The sequence below is a fragment of the Micromonospora sp. WMMD961 genome, from assembly GCF_029626145.1.
Taxonomy (GTDB): domain Bacteria; phylum Actinomycetota; class Actinomycetes; order Mycobacteriales; family Micromonosporaceae; genus Micromonospora.
On sequence record NZ_JARUBJ010000002.1, the window covers coordinates 3999488 to 4016765 of the forward strand.

General features: G+C 73.0%; 18 protein-coding genes. 4 read left to right on the top strand and 14 right to left on the bottom strand.

From position 1 onward, the window contains the following. Positions 1 to 36: 36 nt before the first annotated feature. Genes O7614_RS18240 through O7614_RS18250 form a run of 3 tightly spaced genes read right to left on the bottom strand, consistent with a single transcriptional unit; the run spans position 37 to position 1704 of the window. Entirely contained in the window at positions 37 to 1146 is a 1110-nt protein-coding gene (locus O7614_RS18240) for a beta-ketoacyl synthase N-terminal-like domain-containing protein (RefSeq protein WP_278139662.1), read from the bottom strand. After that, entirely contained in the window at positions 1139 to 1384 is a 246-nt protein-coding gene (locus O7614_RS18245) for an acyl carrier protein (RefSeq protein ID WP_278139663.1), read from the bottom strand. Before O7614_RS18245 ends, O7614_RS18240 begins: the two co-directional genes overlap by 8 nt. Further along, positions 1384 to 1704 carry an acyl carrier protein gene (locus tag O7614_RS18250; protein ID WP_278139664.1) on the bottom strand — a complete coding sequence of 107 codons (321 nt, stop codon included), beginning with the start codon at positions 1702 to 1704 and terminating at the stop codon, positions 1384 to 1386. The genes O7614_RS18245 and O7614_RS18250 overlap by 1 nt, the downstream gene beginning before the upstream one ends. A 15-nt stretch (positions 1705 to 1719) precedes the next feature. Here O7614_RS18250 and O7614_RS18255 point away from each other — a divergent pair, with 15 nt between their 5' ends. After that, positions 1720 to 2427 carry a 4'-phosphopantetheinyl transferase superfamily protein gene (locus tag O7614_RS18255; protein ID WP_278139665.1) on the top strand — a complete coding sequence of 236 codons (708 nt, stop codon included), beginning with the start codon at positions 1720 to 1722 and terminating at the stop codon, positions 2425 to 2427. Here the strand turns inward: O7614_RS18255 and O7614_RS18260 are convergent. The 11 genes from O7614_RS18260 to O7614_RS18310 form a co-directional block, all read right to left on the bottom strand. Next, positions 2322 to 3710: a fatty acid--CoA ligase family protein gene (locus O7614_RS18260; protein ID WP_278139666.1), complete on the bottom strand. Its 1389-nt coding sequence runs from the start codon at positions 3708 to 3710 to the stop codon at positions 2322 to 2324. The genes O7614_RS18255 and O7614_RS18260 overlap by 106 nt on opposite strands. Positions 3711 to 4005: 295 nt before the next feature. Beyond that, a complete protein-coding gene (locus tag O7614_RS18265; protein WP_278139667.1) occupies positions 4006 to 4833 on the bottom strand; it encodes a M55 family metallopeptidase in 828 nt (275 codons plus the stop codon). Positions 4834 to 5134: 301 nt separating this feature from the next. After that, the gene (locus O7614_RS18270; RefSeq protein ID WP_278139668.1) at positions 5135 to 5452 is read right to left on the bottom strand and encodes an antibiotic biosynthesis monooxygenase family protein; all 318 of its coding nucleotides are present in this window, start codon (positions 5450 to 5452) and stop codon (positions 5135 to 5137) included. Next, the gene (locus O7614_RS18275; RefSeq protein ID WP_278142300.1) at positions 5449 to 6693 is read right to left on the bottom strand and encodes a beta-ketoacyl synthase N-terminal-like domain-containing protein; all 1245 of its coding nucleotides are present in this window, start codon (positions 6691 to 6693) and stop codon (positions 5449 to 5451) included. The genes O7614_RS18270 and O7614_RS18275 overlap by 4 nt, the downstream gene beginning before the upstream one ends. A 62-nt stretch (positions 6694 to 6755) precedes the next feature. Further along, positions 6756 to 8030, bottom strand: a complete 1275-nt coding sequence (locus tag O7614_RS18280; protein ID WP_278139669.1) for a beta-ketoacyl-[acyl-carrier-protein] synthase family protein — start codon at positions 8028 to 8030, stop codon at positions 6756 to 6758. 55 nt (positions 8031 to 8085) lie between these two features. Further along, positions 8086 to 8490: a cupin domain-containing protein gene (locus O7614_RS18285; protein ID WP_278139670.1), complete on the bottom strand. Its 405-nt coding sequence runs from the start codon at positions 8488 to 8490 to the stop codon at positions 8086 to 8088. After that, positions 8483 to 9238: an SRPBCC family protein gene (locus tag O7614_RS18290; RefSeq protein WP_278139671.1), complete on the bottom strand. Its 756-nt coding sequence runs from the start codon at positions 9236 to 9238 to the stop codon at positions 8483 to 8485. The genes O7614_RS18285 and O7614_RS18290 overlap by 8 nt, the downstream gene beginning before the upstream one ends. Beyond that, positions 9235 to 10677, bottom strand: a complete 1443-nt coding sequence (locus O7614_RS18295) for an acetyl-CoA carboxylase biotin carboxylase subunit (protein ID WP_278139672.1) — start codon at positions 10675 to 10677, stop codon at positions 9235 to 9237. The genes O7614_RS18290 and O7614_RS18295 overlap by 4 nt, the downstream gene beginning before the upstream one ends. Before the next feature lie 19 nt (positions 10678 to 10696). Next, positions 10697 to 11200, bottom strand: a complete 504-nt coding sequence (gene accB / locus O7614_RS18300) for an acetyl-CoA carboxylase biotin carboxyl carrier protein (protein WP_278142301.1) — start codon at positions 11198 to 11200, stop codon at positions 10697 to 10699. Positions 11201 to 11217: 17 nt separating this feature from the next. Then, entirely contained in the window at positions 11218 to 12951 is a 1734-nt protein-coding gene (locus O7614_RS18305) for an acetyl-CoA carboxylase carboxyltransferase subunit alpha (RefSeq protein WP_278139673.1), read from the bottom strand. Next, positions 12948 to 13286 (bottom strand): TcmI family type II polyketide cyclase, encoded by a 339-nt coding sequence (locus O7614_RS18310; RefSeq protein ID WP_278139674.1) that lies wholly within the window; start codon positions 13284 to 13286, stop codon positions 12948 to 12950. Before O7614_RS18310 ends, O7614_RS18305 begins: the two co-directional genes overlap by 4 nt. Before the next feature lie 443 nt (positions 13287 to 13729). Between O7614_RS18310 and O7614_RS18315 the strand changes: the two genes are divergently transcribed. The 3 genes from O7614_RS18315 (at position 13730) to O7614_RS18325 (ending at position 16405) form a co-directional block, all read left to right on the top strand. After that, on the top strand, positions 13730 to 14527 hold the full coding sequence (locus O7614_RS18315; RefSeq protein ID WP_278139675.1) for a BTAD domain-containing putative transcriptional regulator: 798 nt from the start codon (positions 13730 to 13732) through the stop codon (positions 14525 to 14527). Positions 14528 to 14655: 128 nt separating this feature from the next. Then, a complete protein-coding gene (locus O7614_RS18320) occupies positions 14656 to 15054 on the top strand; it encodes a TcmI family type II polyketide cyclase (protein WP_278139676.1) in 399 nt (132 codons plus the stop codon). A gap of 1 nt (position 15055) precedes the next feature. Then, positions 15056 to 16405 (top strand): NAD(P)/FAD-dependent oxidoreductase, encoded by a 1350-nt coding sequence (locus O7614_RS18325; RefSeq protein ID WP_278139677.1) that lies wholly within the window; start codon positions 15056 to 15058, stop codon positions 16403 to 16405. Positions 16406 to 17278: the final 873 nt, after the last annotated feature.

Sequence of the window (17278 nt, forward strand, 5' to 3'; positions counted from 1 at the left end):
CGCGGACACCGGACGACCGTTGGGTCTCGGGGGCGGTCACGGCGCGCCGACCAGCAGGGCGGTGTTGGCGCCACCGAACGCCGCGTTGAGTGTCAACGCATGGGTAGCTGTCGTCCGGCGGGGCTGGTCGGTGATGACGTCCAGGGGGCACGCCTCGTCCGGGGCCAGCCAGCCGGCGTTGACCGGCAGGTCGCCACGCCGCAGCGCGAGCGCGGTGACCACCAGTTCGAGCAGCCCGGACGCCTCCAGCGCGTGCCCGTGCACCGATTTCGTGGAGCTGACCGGCACCTGCGCGGCGTACCCGCCGAGGGCCCGGCGCAGGGCGGCGGCCTCGGCGGCGTCGCTCTGGGCGGTGCCGGTGGCGTTGGCGTTGACGTAGCCGACGGCCTCCGGCGGCAGCCCGGCCCGGCGCAGCGCGGCGTCGACCGCACGGGCCATCCCGGCCCCGGTCGGATCCGGCTGGCACGGGTGGAAGGCGTCCCCGGCCCGCCCCCAGCCGGCAACGGTGGCCAGCGGTTCGGCCCCGTGCCGACACCCGACGCTGGATTCGAGGACCACCGCGACCACGCCGTCGCCGAGCAGCAGCCCGCGTCGGCCGGCGCTGAACGGGCGGACGGCCCCGTCGACCGCGAGGGCCCGACCGGCGTCGAAGAGCGCGAACTGGTCCGACTCCACCAGGTACCCGGCGGCGACCACCACCCGGTTGGCGTCACCCCGGCTGATCACCGTCGCCGCGTCGGCCACCGCCGTGCTCGCCGACACGCACGCGCTGGTGTAGACGCGGGTGTGCCCCGACAGTCCACAGCGGGCCGCGAGCTGGTCGGCGAGCGCGCCCGGGGCCACGCCCACCCCCGGCACCGGGCCGCCGTGCACGGCGAGCAGCAGGGCGCACCCGACGCGCTGCGCACCGGTCAGGCCGGCCGCGCCGCAGGCCGCGTCGACCGCAGCGGCCAACTCGTCGGGGAGCGTTCCGACATCGGGCACTGTGGCCGCCACGGTGACCCGGCGGGCGGCGGTGTCGAAGCGGCGTACCGCGCCGAACGCCGGAACACCGGCCAGCGCCCCGGCGAGCTGCGCCTCGGCACCCCGACCCAGGGCACTGACCGCGTGTACGCCGGTGAGCTGCGCGACGCGCCGCTCAGCCATCTGCGGAGGTCGTCAGCGACGCCCGGAACACCGCCAGGGCGTCGTCGACGGTACGGATTGCGGCCAGCTCGTCGTCGGTGAGGTCGAGCCGTCGGTCGTAGCGCTGCTCGACGAGGTGCACCAGCCAGGCAAGCTCCATCGAGCCGACCCGGTCGGGCACCTCGGCAGCCGGTTTCGCGGTGAGTTCGGCGAGCATGGTCAGTAGGTCAGCTCGCCCCAGGTCGGGCTGACCGCCCATCAGGCGTTGTCGCTCGTCGCCGCCGCACCGCTCGTCGCCGCCGCACCGCTCGTCGCCGCCGCACCGCTCGTCGCCTCGGCGACGCGGTTGGCGACCATGGTGGTGAACTCGCCGACCGTCATCAGGGCCAGCTGCTCCGATTCGTCGTCGGCGAACGTCACGCCGTACCGGTCCTCGACCCGGACGGACAGGTCGGCCAGGGCGAGCGACTCCAGGTCGACGCCGGCGGGACCGAGTGTGGTGTCGTCGTCGAGCCCCTCGACGTCGTAGTTCATGTCGGCGAGCTGCTCGACGACGAAGGCGCGGACCTCGGCTCTCATGGATACCCTCTCTGCGTGGGTCAGCTGACGGTTTCCGGTCGGGACACCGTCTACGTGTGGGTCGGCCGGGACACCGGCGGTCAGCCGGATCCGGCCGCTGTGCTGGTGCGGCGGGCGGTTGCTCTGCTGCTCGGTCGCGCGCAGACCGCTGTGGTGCTGGCGCACGACCGTTATGGACGGCCAGTTGTCCGGGTCGACGAGGTCGAGCTGGCGGTCAGCGTCAGCCGTACCGCCGGGATCGTGGTGGTCGCCGCCCGCCGGGCCGGCGCGGTCGGGGTGGACGTGGAGCGGATCCGTCCGCTGCCCGCGCTCGCGCTGGCCCGCCGCTGGTTTCCGCCGGCTGAGTCGGCCTGGTTGGCCGGTCGGCCCGAGGCCGGCCGGGTGGTGAACTTCCTGCGGCTGTGGACCGCGAAGGAGGCGGTGGGCAAGGCGCTCGGGCGAGGGCTGCGCGGCGGTGGGTTGCGTCGGCAGATGCCGTCGCCGGGGTGGCCGTGGCGACCGGTGCCCGGCGCCGAGGCCGTGCGGGTCGGCCACCCGCCGCTGGGCGGGGATGTCGTCCTCGCCGTCGCGGTGCAGGCGACGGAACAGGTCGAGGTCGCTGTGGTGCGGTGGCCCGGTCACGACGTGGCCGCCGAGCGCAGCGCGTCCGTCGAGCGGACGAGTTTGCCGGTGGTGGTGCGGGGCAGCTGGTCGAGCAGGCGCAGCACCCGAGGGCGCTTGTAGCCGGCCAACCGTTCGGCGAGGAGCTTGTCCAGCGTCTCCTCCGACAGTGGGCCGTCCGGTTGGACGTACGCGGTGATGCCGTCGTCCCACACGACCACCGTGGCGGCCACCCCGGGCAGCTCGGCGACTGTCGCCTCCACCTCGGTCAGGTCGACCTTCATGCCACCCACGGAGACCTGGGAGTCGAGTCGGCCGCGCACGGTGACGAGGCCGGTGTCGGGGTCGACGGTGCCGGCGTCGCGGGTGTGCAGCCAGCCGTCGGCCCAGCGGGTCGGGTCGCTCAGCCCGACGTACGGCGACGTCGGGCAGGACACCCACAGCTCGCCGCCGGACTCGCGGACCTCGATGCCGGGCGCCGGGGCGATCGACGGTCGGTGTGATCCGTGCAGGTCGGTGCCGATCACACCGACCTCGGTCATGCCGTACATGTTGCCCAGCGGCACGCCGTACCGGTCGGTGAACGCCCGGGCGACCGCGGCCGGCACCAGCTCGCCGCCGGTGGTCATCCGCCGTAGCTGCGGCAGCGGACCGGTCGGCCGGGTGGACGCCAGCAGTCCGATGTGGAACGGTACGCCCAGCACTGTGGCCGGCGTCGTGTCAGCGGCGATCGCGGCCAGCACGGCGTCACCGCTGAGCCGCTGCGGCGGCACCAGCTCGACCCCGGCGTGCAGCCCGTAGAGCAGACCACCGACCAGGCCGAGCACGTGCACCATCGAGGGCAGCAGGATGATCCGCTCGCCGGGCAGCGCCACGCCGTCGATCCGTGTGTAGCGGCGCACCTCGGCGACCAGGTCGGCGGCGGTGCGGCCGATCACCTTGGACGGGCCGGTGGAGCCGGAGCTGAGTTGGATCACGGCGTGGCCACTGAGCGCAGGCCCGTCGGCGTACCGGGTGACGCCCTCGGTGACGTCGACGAAGACCTTCAACGCGCCGCCGCCGCTGCGGATCGGCGCGACCACCACCTGCGGGGTGAGCCGAACCAGGGCGCGGTCCACCTCGTGGTCGGTCAGCCGGTGGTCGAGCAGGATCGCCTGCGCCCCGGCGCGCCAGGTGGCGAGCAGGTTCACCACGTACGCCAGCGACGGTGGCAGCCGCAGCACGGCCGCGCCACCGGGACGCAGCCCGGCCCCGACGAGCCGGTCCTGCGCGGTGACGACCATCTGGTGCAGGGAGGCCCGGTCGACAGGTTCGGGTAGACGGAGACAAATGTCGGTCGGACGGCCTGCGAACAGGACTTCGTCCACCCAACCCGGGTCCGTCGCCGTAGGATTTTCTGCCGCCACTGCTGTTCACCGCCCAGCATCAAATAGGGCAAAAATGCCCATGACGTACGCTTGTCGGGGTGCTGCGGGGAACCATACGACGCGCACAGGACCATTGCTAGATGCAAATGGATGGATCAAAAGGAGCGGCCAGCCGGATTGCCGACAGCCCGTTCGGCGGGCAGGATCAGGCGTGCGCCTAGGCGGAGTGTCACCGTGGCATGACGCCTCGTACCACCGTCGCGCGGCCTCACCCGGACGGCCGATGGCCACTCGGTCGGCGGGTGAGCCGGGCGGCCGGTACGTGCCGGCGACGCTAGCCGGGCTTGATACCGGCGAGGTGGACGAGCAACTGGACCAACCGGTACGCGTCGGCGAAGTCCGCGGTTTGGAAGGCGACCGTCCGGCCGCCGCTGACGCGGGCCACGCCCGGCACCAGCACCGCCAGGTCGACCATGAAGGGGCCGTACAGGTCGACCTCGACGTCCACTGGTCCAGCCACTGTGACCGGCGGGATCGAGGCGCGCCGTGCGATCGCGGCGGCGGCGGCGGGGCGCAGCCGCTCCCGTGCCTCCTGCGGATGCAGGGCCACCGCGGCGGCCTGCCCCAGGGTCTGCTTGACGGGCACGGTGACCGCCGAGGGCACCATCTCACTGAACTCCGTGCAGGCGGTGTCGTCGCCGCTGAGCAGAACGACCGGCGCGTCCAGGTGCCCCGCCATGGCGACGTTGAGGCCGATCTCGCCCAGCGATCGTCCGGCTACCCGCACGTCGAGGATGGCGTCACTCATCGTGTGTGCCAGCACGGCGGGTCCGGCACCGGCCCGAGCGTGATAGCCGACGAACAGAACGGCGTCCGTGTGCTCGTCCAGCCCGGCCAGCATGCCCAGCGGGCGGGGTGCGCCCCGCACCGGGTGAGCGCGCCGGTCGAGGTCCTCCGGCAGGATGTTCCGGAACGTCCCGTGTGCGTCGGCGACCCACACCACCGCCTCGGGTTCGGCATCGAGGACCCCAGCGATCACCGCGTTCGCCTCGGCCGTCATCAACGCCCGACCGCGCTCGTAGTCGTACCGATCCGGATTCGTCTCGGTGGGATGCACGATCCCTGAGATGCCTTCCAGGTCCACCGAGATCAGTACCTTCATGGCTCTGGAACCCTACGCGTTCTTGACGGAGTGTCGAGCCTCGCAGGGCGCGCGCGGATTACCCGACCCCGCCTGCAGGCCTCCCACCGGAGGTTGTCGCCGTACACGCCACCTCCCCGCCGGCCGGCAATCTCGGACAGTTTCCGTCACGTCGTCACGGAAACTGTCCAAGATCTACCCTGACAGCTCTCCCTCACGGCCCTACCGCCGTCGCCGGCGCGGTCGGACCACGGCGAGGCCACCACATCACGGTCGGGCGCGATCATCCGGGCGAGCGCGATCATCCAGCCGGCGTGGACCCTCAGGCGAGTGCGGGCGTCTGGGCGTGGATGTGGAAGCGCAGGGAACGGGCGTCGGTGAAGCACTCCCGCATAGGACGCACCAGATCCCGGTGCTCCGGGCTGCGTTCCCAGGTCTCGAAGTCGGCCAGGCTCGCCCACTCACTGGTGATCAACCACTGCTCCGGGTCGGTCGACGACCGGCACACCTGGTCGACCAGGTGCCCCGGCACCCCGCCGGCCACCAGATGCCGCACCTGCTCGTAGGCGGCGAGGAACGCCTCGGTGCGCGGCACCGGCACCCGCACCAGGAAGACCACCCGGGCCCGCTGCTCGCTCATGACGTTTCTCCCCTCGTCGGCGCGGCCCCGCGCAGGACCAGCGCGCTGTTGAAGCCGTCGAAGCCGCGCGCGCAGACCAGCGCGAGGCGGCTGCGCGGCCGACGGTGCTCGCGCAGGAAGTCCAGCTCACACCCGTCGGCCACCTCGTCCGGACCGGCCGAGGCCGGCAACGTGTCGTGCGCGAAGGCGAGCAGCGCGGTCGCCACGTCCAACGCCGACCCACCCTGGTACGCCCGCCCGGTCAGCGGCTTCTGCGTCGTCACCGGCGGCGGTCGGTCACCGAACACCGCACGCAACGCCTCGGCCTCGCTGCGGTCGTAGCGGGGCACCCCGAGCGCGTCGGGCAGCACCACGTCGATCCCGGCCCCCGCGACGCCGGCCCGGTCCAGGGCCTGCCGCATCGCCCGCGCGTACTGCCTCGGATCGCCGGCGCTGTCCGCAGTGGTGTGCGCGGCGTCGTGGGTGGAACCCCAACCACTCACCTCGCCGTAGACCCGGGCCCCCCGAGCCAGGGCGTGCCCCAGCTCCTCCACCACGAACACCGCTCCCCCCTCGGCCGGCAGGTAGCCGCTGGCCGCCGCGTCGAACGGCCGGTACGCCCGCTCCGGGTCGGCCACGTCACTGAGCAGGCCGGAGCGCAACTGGCACGCCAGCGCGTACGGGCTCAGCGGGCACTCGGTCGCCCCGGCTACCACCACCGGGGTGCCCCGGCGCACCGCCCGGGCCGCGTGCGCGAGACTGTCCAGCCCGCCGGCTGCCTCCGCGACGAGGACCCCGCTCGGGCCCTTGAACTGGTGGTGGATGGAGAGCTGCCCGACGCTGGCGGCGTAGAACCAGGCGATCGACTGGTACGCCCCGACCGTCCGCGACGTCCCACCCCAGAGCCGTTGCAGCTCCCGCTGGCCGAACAGGTTGCCCCCGGACGAGCTGGCCAGGGTCACCGCGTAGCCGTACGGGTCGGGTGCCCGCTCGGGCAGGCCGGCATCGGCCAGCGCCAGCCGGGTGGCGGCGAAACCGAGGTGCGTCCACCTGTCGGTCTGCACCAACTGTCGACTGTCCGCGTAGGAGTCCGGGGTGAAGCCGGGCACCTCCCCGCCGTTGCGGGTCGGGTAGCCGGACGGGTCGAACAACGTGATCGGTCCGGTCCGCCGGGTGCGGGCCAGCACCGTACGCCAGTGCGCGTCCGCGCCGATGCCGCTCGGCGCCACCACCCCGATCCCGGTCACCACCGCCCGAGCCATCGGGGCGCCCGTCCCGTCGCGCTGCCGAGGGGCGCCCGCGCCGTCATGTTGCCCCACGGCGCTCACGCCGGCACGCTCCCGGGAAGTCGGCGGAACACCATCGCCGACTGGAAACCGCCGAACCCGCTGCCGACCGAGAGGGCCACGTCCACCGGGACCTCCCGCGCCTCGTTCGGTACGTAGTCCAGGTCGCACTCCGGGTCCCGGGTGCTCCAGTTCGCCGTCGGCGGTACCACGCCGAACTCGATGGCGAGGGCGCACGCGGCCATCTCGATCGACCCGATCGCACCCAGCGAGTGCCCGACCATCGACTTGATCGAACTGATCGGCACCTGGTACGCGCGCTGACCCAGCGCCCGCTTGAACGCGGCCGTCTCGTGCCTGTCGTTCTGCCGGGTCCCCGACCCGTGCGCGCTGATGTACGACACCTGCTCCGGGATGATCCGGCCCTGTTCGAGCGCATCGGTCACGGCGAGGCTCATCTCCACCCCGTCCGGCCGCAACCCGGTCATGTGGTAGCCGTTGCTGCGGCTGGCGTACCCGGCCACCTCGCAGTAGATGTGCGCCCCCCGCCGCAGGGCGTGCCCGGCCTCCTCCAGCACCAGCACCGCCCCACCCTCGGCCAGCACGAACCCGTGCCGGTCGGCGTCGAACGGGCGGGAGGCGTGCGCCGGGTCGTCGTTGTCCGGGCTGGTCGCCTTGATCGCGTCGAACGAGGCCACCGTGACCGGCGAGATCGGCGAGTCCGACGCGCCGGCCAGCATCACGTCCGCCTCACCGTCCACGATCATCTGGTGGGCGTACCCGATGGCGTCGATGCCGGAGGTACAACCGGTCGACACCACCTGCGCCGGGCCGTGCCACCCGTGCCGGCAGGCCACGTCGGCGGCGAGGCTGCTGGGCACCAACGCCTGATAGAGGTACGGGCCACCGCGCGCCGCGTCGACCAGCCACCGCCGGCCGTGTTCGCTGACCGTCACGTACTCCTGCTCCAACGCCATCGTGCCGCCCACGGCCGTGCCCAGCACCACCCCGGCCCGGTCCCGCTCCGCGTCGGTGAGCACCAACTGGGCGTCGGCGACCGCCTCGGCGGAGCAGGCCAGCGCGAACTGCACGTACCGGTCGGCCCGGCGACGCTCGGCCTCGGTGAGCCCCGCCGCGACCGGGTCGAAGTCGCACTCCGCGGCGATCTGCGACCGGAACGGCGACGGGTCGAAGAAGCTGATCCGCCGGGTGGCGGTCCGCCCCTCGGTGATGGTCTTCCAGAACCGGTCCCGGCTCGCGCCACCCGGGGCGACCACCCCGATTCCGGTCACCACCGTGCGGCGTCCGGTCATCGCGTCACCTCTGTTCGCGACTGCGGGGCTCGCAAAACCGGCTCACTCCTCGCGCTCACGACATGCCCCGCTGCTCGACCAACTCGGTGTCGACGTGCCCCAACTCGGGGCGTGGGGCGAGCGGACCCAGGTGGAAGACCACCTCGGCCGGCTCGACGCCGGTGTTGCGCAGTCGGTGCCGCACGTTCACGGGCACGAACAGGCCCTCGCCGGCGGCCAGCAGCGTCGGTTGGTCGTCCAGGTCGACGGTGATCGCGCCGCGCACCAGGTACAGGAACTCCTCGCTGTACGGGTGGTAGTGCTCGGCGATCCGTTCCCCCGGCGCGAGGGTGGCCACCCCGAGGAACCCCGAGGTGCTGCCGACGGTGCGGGGGCCCAGCAGCACCCGCAGCTCACCGCCGCGCCGCCGGTCGGCGGGTACGTCCCGGGCGGCGATCGGCCGGGTGCTCAGGTCACTCATCGTCGGCCTCCGTCAACTCGTCGCCGGCCGCCGGGTGGCCCTGGTCGGCGCGCTGCCGGGCGATCCGCTCCACCCGGTCCTTGATCACTGCGAGTTGGATGACGCTGTTGGTGTTGATCCGCTCGGTCATCGCGGCGTTGTCGACGGGCGCGGTCGGCTTCATCGCGAAGTCCTGCGTCCAGGTCATCCGGGTGCCGCCGGCCTCCTCGGTGTAGCGCCAGTGGATCCGCATGTACTCGAACGGCCCGGTCTCCACCCGGTGCGCCCGCACCTGACGGCTCACCGGGTCGGCGGTGCGTTCACTGACCCAGCTCCAGGACACCCCGTTCTCGTCCGGGTACATGGTGAGCCGGAACCGCACCGTGTGCCCGTCGCGGTGCAGGATCTCCACCACGGCGTACTCGGTGAACAGCTCGGTCCAGTTCGCCACGTCGTTGGTGACCTCCCAGACCACCGCGAGCGGTGCGTCGATGACCACGCTGTTCTCGGTGTGCCCGGGCGGGTCGGCGCGGTCGGCGACCAGGTCGGCCACCGCCGAGATGCTCAGCTGCCCGGCCTGCTCGGGGATGCTCACCTGCCACCGGTCGGCGACGACGGCGGAGAGTTCCAGCAGGGCGAGTGAGTCCATGCCCAGTTCCTCCAGCGACGCGGCGGGCGCCCGGGCCGCGGCGTCGGCGTCGAGCCCGCAGTGCGCCACCAGGATGTCGGTGATCTCGGCGGTCATCGGGCGACCATGGGTGACGGTCATCGGGTCCTCCTGTTGGTTACGTCGGGCGTCGCGGCGGACGCGGGGCGCGGTGCGGGGGTGGCTGTCGGCCGCTGCGCGGGTGCCGCACCGGGCACACCGAGCAGACGGTCGACCAGGCCCGTGGTGTAGCGGCCCTTGCGGAATGCGGCGTCGTCGAGCACCTGCCGGACGAACGGGATGGTGGTGTGCAGGCCCGGCCCGGCGATGTCGAACTCGTCGAGGGCACGCTCCAGCCGGTTGAGGGCCAGCTCCCGATCGGGAGCCCAGACGATCACCTTCGCCAGCAGCGAGTCGTACCAGGGGCCGATCACGTAGCCGGCGCTGGCGTGGGTGTCCACCCGGGTGAACGGGCCGCCGGGCGGGGTGAACCGCTCCAACCGGCCGGGGGTGGGCGCGAAGCCACGCCCCGGGTCCTCGGTGTTGACCCGGCACTCCACCGCCACACCGCGCAGGCGGATCTCCTCCTGACGCCAGCGCAGTGGCACCCCGGCGGCGATGTGCAGTTGCTCGTGCACCAGGTCGATCCCGGTGACCATCTCGGTGACCGGATGCTCCACCTGAATCCGGCAGTTGATCTCCAGGAAGTGGAACTGTTCCTCGGCGTCGACAAGGAACTCCAGCGTGCCGGCACCGACGAAGCCGACCTCGAGCGCACCCCGCAGTGCCGTTTCGGCGATGGTGTCGAGGACGGCGGCGGGCAGCGCCGGGGCGGGGGCCTCCTCCACCAACTTCTGGTGCCGGCGTTGCACCGAGCAGTCCCGGGTGCCCAGGTGCACCCCGTTCCCGTGCGAGTCGCAGAGCACCTGCACCTCGACGTGCCGAGCCTCGGTGAGGTAACGCTCGACGTACACCCGGTCGTCGCCGAAGGCGGCCTGGGCGGCGGCGCGGGTCCGGGTGTACGCCCGACGCAGCTCGCCCGGGGTGTGCACCACGGTCATGCCCCGGCCACCGCCCCCGGCGGCGGCCTTCACGATCACCGGATAGCCGACGGCCTCGGCCACCTCGGCGGCTGCGGCGGCGGTCGGCACCGGTGCGACGCTGCCCGGGGACAACGGCAGGCCGGCGCGGCTCATCAGGGCCCGCGCCGAGGACTTGTCGGCCAGCGCGGCCATCACCGCTGGTGGCGGGCCGATGAAGGTCAGCCCGTTGTCCGCGCAGATCTCGGCGAAGTCGGCGTCCTCGGAGAGGAACCCGTAGCCGGGATGTACGGCCTGCGCGCCCACCTGTCGGGCCGCCTCCACGATCGCTGCGGCGTTGAGGTAACTGCGCCGACTCGACGCCGGCCCGATCCGGACAGCCTGTTCGGCGAGCCGGACGGCCGCCGAGTCGGCGTCCGCCGCGGAGTAGACCACCACCGTCCGCACGCCCAGCTCCCGGCAGGCGCGCAGCACCCGCAGCGCGATCTCGCCCCGGTTGGCGATCAACACGGTCTCGAACATCGTCAACCACTCCGCGCCGTCACGCCGGGTCCAGTTCCACCAGCGGCTGGTCGTACTCCACCGGCTGGCCGTCCTCGACGAGGATGGCGACCACCCGACCGGCACGGTCGGCGGTCACCTCGTTCATCAGCTTCATCGCCTCGACGATGGCGACCGGCTGGCCCGGGCGGACAAGGTCCCCCACCGAGACGAACGGTCCCGCGCCCGGCTCCGGCGACCGGTAGAAGGTGCCGACGATCGGTGCCCGCACCGCGGCGCGACCGGGCACCGACGGTGGGGGCGACGCCGCCGGTGGGCGGGGTGCCGGCGGTGCCGGCACCTCGGCCGGCGGAGGGGGTACGTCGGGTCGGGTCGCGTTCTCGGGGTGCCACTCGATTTCGAGGACCGCCGGCCCGCTGCGCAGCCGGATCCGGCGCACCGGCCCGGCCAGCTCGGCGATCAGGTGCTGCGCCTGCCGGCGCAGTCCGGCCAGTGCCTCCTCCTCGCCCACCCCGGTGTCGTCGGGCGCCTCGACGGTCGACACCGCCCCGTTGTCGGCGCTCACCGGGCACCTGCCCGCTGACCGCCACGGATCGCGCCGAACCGCCGGAAACGCTGCCGACGGAGTCGGACCAGCATGGCCGGGGGGACGTCCAGCAGCGGCAGCAGGTTCGCCAGCAGGGCGGCCCGCAACCGGAGCGCGGTCTCTGCCGGGTCGCCGTGCGCGGCGGTGGACGGCTCCGGCACGACCTCGTCGACCACGCCGAGCCGGCACAGGTCGGGCGCGCTCAGTCGCAGCGCCCGGGCGGCCTGCGGCGCCGCGGACCGGTCCGGCCAGAGGATGGCCGCACAGCCCTCGGGGCTGATCACCGAGTAGACCGCGTTCTCCAGCATCAGCACCCGGTCGGCGACGGCGAGGGCCAGTGCGCCCCCGCTGCCGCCCTCCCCCGTGATGACCGCCAGGACGGGGGTGGGCAGCACGGTGAGGGTGAGAATGTTCTCCGCGATGGCCGCCGCCTGGCCCTGCTCCTCGGCGTTCACCCCGGGATCTGCGCCGGGCGTGTCCACCAGGGTCACCACCGGCAGGCCGAGCCGGGCGGCCAGGCGCATCAACCGCAGCGCCTTGCGGTGCCCGGCCGGGCTGGCCATGCCGAAGTTGCGGGCCACCAGTTCGGCGGTGGTGTGCCCCTTCTGGTGACCGATGACCATCACGTGTCGGCCGGCCAGCCGGGCCACGCCACCCACCACGGCCGGGCAGTCCCCGCCGAGCCGGTCGCCGTGCAGTTCCACGAACCCGTCGAAGACCGAGTCGAGGTAGTCCAGTGTGGTCGGCCGGCCGGGGTGCCGCGCCATCCGGACGGTGTCCCACGCGTCGCCTACCGCCGGGTTTCCGGCCGCTTCCGGGCTGGCCGGCGGCCGCGTCGCGGCGGCCGCGTCGTCGGCGAGGCGCTCGCGGCGCGGCGCCGGCTCCTGCCGGGGTACGGGTGGACGGGTCGCCCGGGTCGCGGCGAGCAGCGCCACCAGCCGTGCGCGCAGTGACCGGCGCTGCACCACCATGTCGACCTGCCCGTGCCGGAGCAGGAAGTCGGCGGTCTGGAAGCCCTCCGGCAGCGCCCGGCCGGTCACCTGACGGATCACCCGAGGGCCGGCGAAGCCCATCCGCGCGCCGCTCTCGGCGAGCACCAGGTCGGTGTTGGTGGCGAACGACGCGGCCACCCCACCGTAGGTCGGGTCGGTGAGGACGCTCACGGTGAGCAGACCCGCTTCGCGTAGTGCGGCGATGGCCTGGCTGACGGTGGCCATCTGCATCAACGACAGCGCGCCCTCCTGCATCCGCGCCCCACCGGAGGCGGTCACCAGGACGAGCGGGGTGCGGTCGTCCAGCGCCCGTTCGGCGGTCCGGGTGATCAGCTCACCGACGGCGCAACCCAGGCTGCCGCCGAGGAAGCGGAAGTCCATCACCGCCACCGCGACCGGGTGTCCACCGATGGTGGCCGTGGCACAGACGACGGCTTCGACCAGGCCGGTGCTGGCCCGCGCGGCGGTGAGCCGGTGCGGGTACGGCAGCACGTCGACGAAGTCGATCGGGTCCTCCGCCGGCAGTTGGTCGGACAGGGGGCGCAGCGATCCGGGGTCGACGAGTTGGCGCAGGCGTTCCGGTGCACCAAGTCGGGCATGCTCCCCGCACTCCGGGCAGACGTCCAGGTTGCGGCGCAACCGTTTGCGGTAGAGCAGACTGGCGCAGCCGGCGCAGCGGGACCAGAGCTGCTCCTCGCGCCGCGCGGTGGCCGTCACGACCGCCCTCCGGTTCCCGGGGCGTCGAAGCGGTAGAAGCACCGCGCCATGGCGTCGCGCGGTGAGCGCCAGGTCGACAGGTACGGCGAGACGTACGGGCGCAGGCGGTCGCTGACCCGGATGAACTCGGGGTGCCCCCGGGCGGCCTCGACCGCGCCCTCCGTCGGCTGCTCGGTCTCCAGCAGGTGCACATAGAGGTCGTGCAGGCGGTACAGCGAGCGGTGCCGGACACCGACCAGGCGCGGCAGCTGCGTCGCGTCCGACTCGGCGAAGATCTCGGCGACCCGCTCCGCAGCGGCCGGATCCACCTTCGCGACGATCAGCGATCGGTCCATACTGGGCCTCCCCCCACGGCGTCCGGCCGCCGACGGGTGACCCCGGACGCGCTGGACGACTGCCCACACGATGCGGCAGTCCTCGTCACGGCGGCGTCACGACGCAGGTGCGGCCAGGGACGCACCTTCGTGACGCTGCGTTGACGCAACCTGTGCATCAGCTATGCGTCAGCCGTGCGGCAAGCGCGTGATCGATCGGATGTTTGCGCAGTTCAGAACCGATCTCAGGTTGACTGTCGCCAATAGAGGGTTCACACCAACATTGACGCAACGTGACCGCGATTGATAATCTTCACGGTGGTCAGCCCGGCGGCCTCGTCGGGTGGGGCCGCGCCCGACAGCCGGGGTCGCGCCTCCACCGGTGGGGTCGACAGAGGCGTCACGGGCAACCGACCCAGGACACAGCAGACAGTCGGGACGAGCGTTCCGCAGGGGGTGCCGCCGTGGCCGCTGATCCGACCGTGCCAACCGCTGGAGGCCCGCCCGAGGAGGGTGTCTCACTGCACCTGCTCGGCGGCTTCCGGCTGCTGCGCGGCGCGGCGCCGATCGTGGTGCCCCGCGGGCTGCAACGGGTGATCGCGTTGATCGGGCTGCGCCCCGGCGCCACCCGCAGCCAGCTCGCCGGGCTGCTCTGGCCCGACGCGTCGGAGGAACGGGCGCTGTCCTCCCTGCGCACCGCGCTGTGGCGGCTCCGTCAGGACCCGTGCTGCCCGATGACCGTCGCCGGCGACTCCGTACGGCTCGCCCCGACGGTCCGGCTCGACGTGGACGAGCTGGTCGGCACCGCGGCCCGGGTCCGCGACGGCGACGACCTGGACACCGCCGCCGGAGCGCTCGCCGCCGGCCGGCACGACCTCCTCCCCGGGTGGTACGACGACTGGGTGCTGCTGGACCGGGAGCGGCTGCGCCAACTCCGCCTGCACATGCTGGAACAGGTGGCCGGGCAACACCTCACCGCTGGGCGGCACGGTGAGGCCCTCGAAGCGGCGCTGGAGGCGATGGCCGCCGAGCCGCTACGGGAAACGCCCCACCGGCTGGTCGTCCGCATCCACCTGGCCGAGGGCAACGCCTTCGAGGCCGTGCACGCCTTCTACGTCTACCGGGACCTGCTGCGCAGGGAGCTGCGCCTGGAGCCGAGCCCGGCGATGAGCGCCCTGCTCGACGACACGCTCGCCCCGATCCGCCAGGCCAGCCGGGACGCCACCGCCGATCGCCCGTCACCGGCGGGGCGGCGGGCGTGACGACCGCTCGCCCGTCACCGCCCGCTCGGTGCACGTGACGGTGACGTGACAGTCCCTGCGGCACGGTGGGCGCACAGAGCACGTGGCGCCGATCCGAGGGTCGGAAGGCCACCGGCGGAAGGGGTCCCATGAGTCGTCTACTGATCGTCAGCCGGATCATCCCGGGCTCGGAGGGGCGGGTCGCGCAGATCTTCGCCGAATCCGACGCCACCGAACTGCCCGGCCTGACCGGTGTCACGCACCGGTCCCTGTACTGCCTGCACGACCTGTGCGTACACGTGCTGGAAACCTCGGACGTCGACCCGGACGCCCTCGCGGCGGCCCGCAACCACCCGCTCTTCCAGCAGGTCAACGAGCGTCTCTCCGCGCACACGTCGCCGTACCTGCCGACCTGGCGCTCCCCCCGCGACGCGATCGCCAACTGCTTCTACCGGTGGGACGCCCCCGACACGCCGGCGGCACGGGCCACCGCGCCGGCGGCACGTCCGGTCAGCACCGACGCGCCCGCGGCGCACCCGGCTGGTTGACATGTCCGGCGCGCCACCGCACGTCCTGATCATCGGCGCCGGCACCGGCGGGCTGTGCCTGGCGCACGGCCTGCGCCGGGCCGGGATCACCGTCGCCGTCTACGAGCGGCACCGCGACCGCGCCGACGGGCTACTCGGCTACCGGGTCGGCATCGGCCCGACCGGTAGCCGGGCGCTGCGCGAGTGCCTGCCCCCGGAACTGTTCGCCACCTTCCTCGCCACCTGCGCCCGGCCGCCGCACTACTTCAACGTGGTCACCCAGGGGTTGCGCCAGACCGCGTCGTTTCCGCTGCGGCCGAACGCCGACCCGGTGCACACCGAACACTCGGTGGCCCGGATGGTGCTGCGCCACGTGCTGCTGACCGACCTCGACGACGTGGTGCACTTCGACAAGACCTTCACCCACTACGAGCAACGCGACGACGGCACGGTCACCGCACACTTCTCCGACGGCACGACCGCCACCGGGGACCTGCTGGTCGGGGCGGACGGCACCCACTCGGCGGTACGCCGGCAGTACCTGCCGCACGCCGTCACCCGCGACGCCGGCACCATCAACATCGCCACCCGCATTCCGCTGACCGCCCGCACCCGTGGCCTCGTCCCCGAGCGCGTCGGTCAGGGCATCTCACTGATCTTCGGCGTCGGCGGCATCATGGGCGTGCTGCACGTCATGGAGTTCAAGTGGGACGCCGCGCGGGCGATCAAACCCGGCGTCAGCGATGCGGACGCCACCCTGCTGAGGAACTGGCCCGGACTGTCCCAGGACACCACCACCGACAACATCAACCTGATCATCTGGAGTACGGCCCGCCGGTTCCCGACCGACGTGATGGAGCGTCGCGGCGAGGACCTCGTACGGGTGGCCCTGGGCCTCACCAGCAACTGGCACCCCGACCTGCGGGAGTTGCTGACCCGGGCGGAGCCGGCCAGCGCCCTACCGATCAAGGTGTCGACCTCCGAGCCGGTGCCTCCCTGGAAGAGCAGCACCGTCACCATGCTCGGCGACGCCATCCACACCATGACCCCCGGTCGCGGTGTCGGCGCGAACACCGCACTTCGCGACGCCCGTCTGCTCTGCGAGCAGCTCACCCGCGCCACCGCCGGTGACAAGACCCTGCTCCAGGCCGTGGCGGACTACGAGGCGGTGATGGCGCCGTACGGCTTCGCGCGGGTCGCCGAATCGTTGAACCGCAGCGGCACCAGCGGCGACGACCGGATGTACCGACCGGTGGTGGGCCGGCTCGCGCTGCTCGGCGCGCGCGGCTACTTCGGAGTGACCAGCCGGGTGCCGCGGCTGCGCCGACGGTTCGTCGACGACTTCCACACCTACGAGGGCGATCGGGACTGAGTCGGGCAACCGCCCGTCGACCCGGGCTCGGCGTACCCTGCCGGGCCCGGGTCTCGTCGTGCCGGCCTACCGTCGTGCCGGGTTCGGCGCCGGTCGGGGCGACGCTGTGTCACCCGCCGGGTACCGGCTGAGGTGGTTACCCCCTCCATAACGCCCCTGGCCGAGCCTCTCTCTCGTCGGTAATGGGCGTGTGCGAAGCTGCGGCGAGTTTTTCTCGTGACTTTTCCAACGAGGTGAGAGGGAGGTTCGCCGTGGCGTGGTCTATCGGACACTCACTGATAGTGGTACTGGCACTGGTGCTGGGACTGGCCGCCGGGTGGCTGCTGCGCAGCCGGCTGGGCGTGCAGGGCAAGTCGACAGTGGATGGTGATCCCGTCGCCGGACTGGCCGTGATCTCCACTCCGACGCCGGCTGCCACCACCGACGAGCCCCGGCCCGCGGCCGCTGTCGACCCGGCTCCGACCGCCGTCGCGGACGAGCCGGTGCCGGTGGACACGGTCAGCGCGCCCGCTGCGGCGACCGGACCGGACGACCCCACCCCGGAATCCGCCCCGGCACCCGTCGCGACGGAAACCCCGAGCACCGTCGACACGGCCGACATGGCGCTGACCGAGCCCCCGCCGCCGGTACCCTCCGTCGAGTCCGATGCGGACGAGCTGCGCCCGGTGCCCGCTGCGGAGTCCACTTCCGAACCGGTCGCCGTCGACGAGCAGCGCGCCCCGGCCGCCGTCGTCTCCCCCCGCCGGCCCGCGGACGACCTCCCGGCCGTCGACAGCACGCCGATCGACACCACCCCGGCCGGTGAGACGCTCGGCACCGCTTCCGCGGGCGAGCCGGTCGGGGTCACGTCGACCGACGGGACGCTCGGCACCG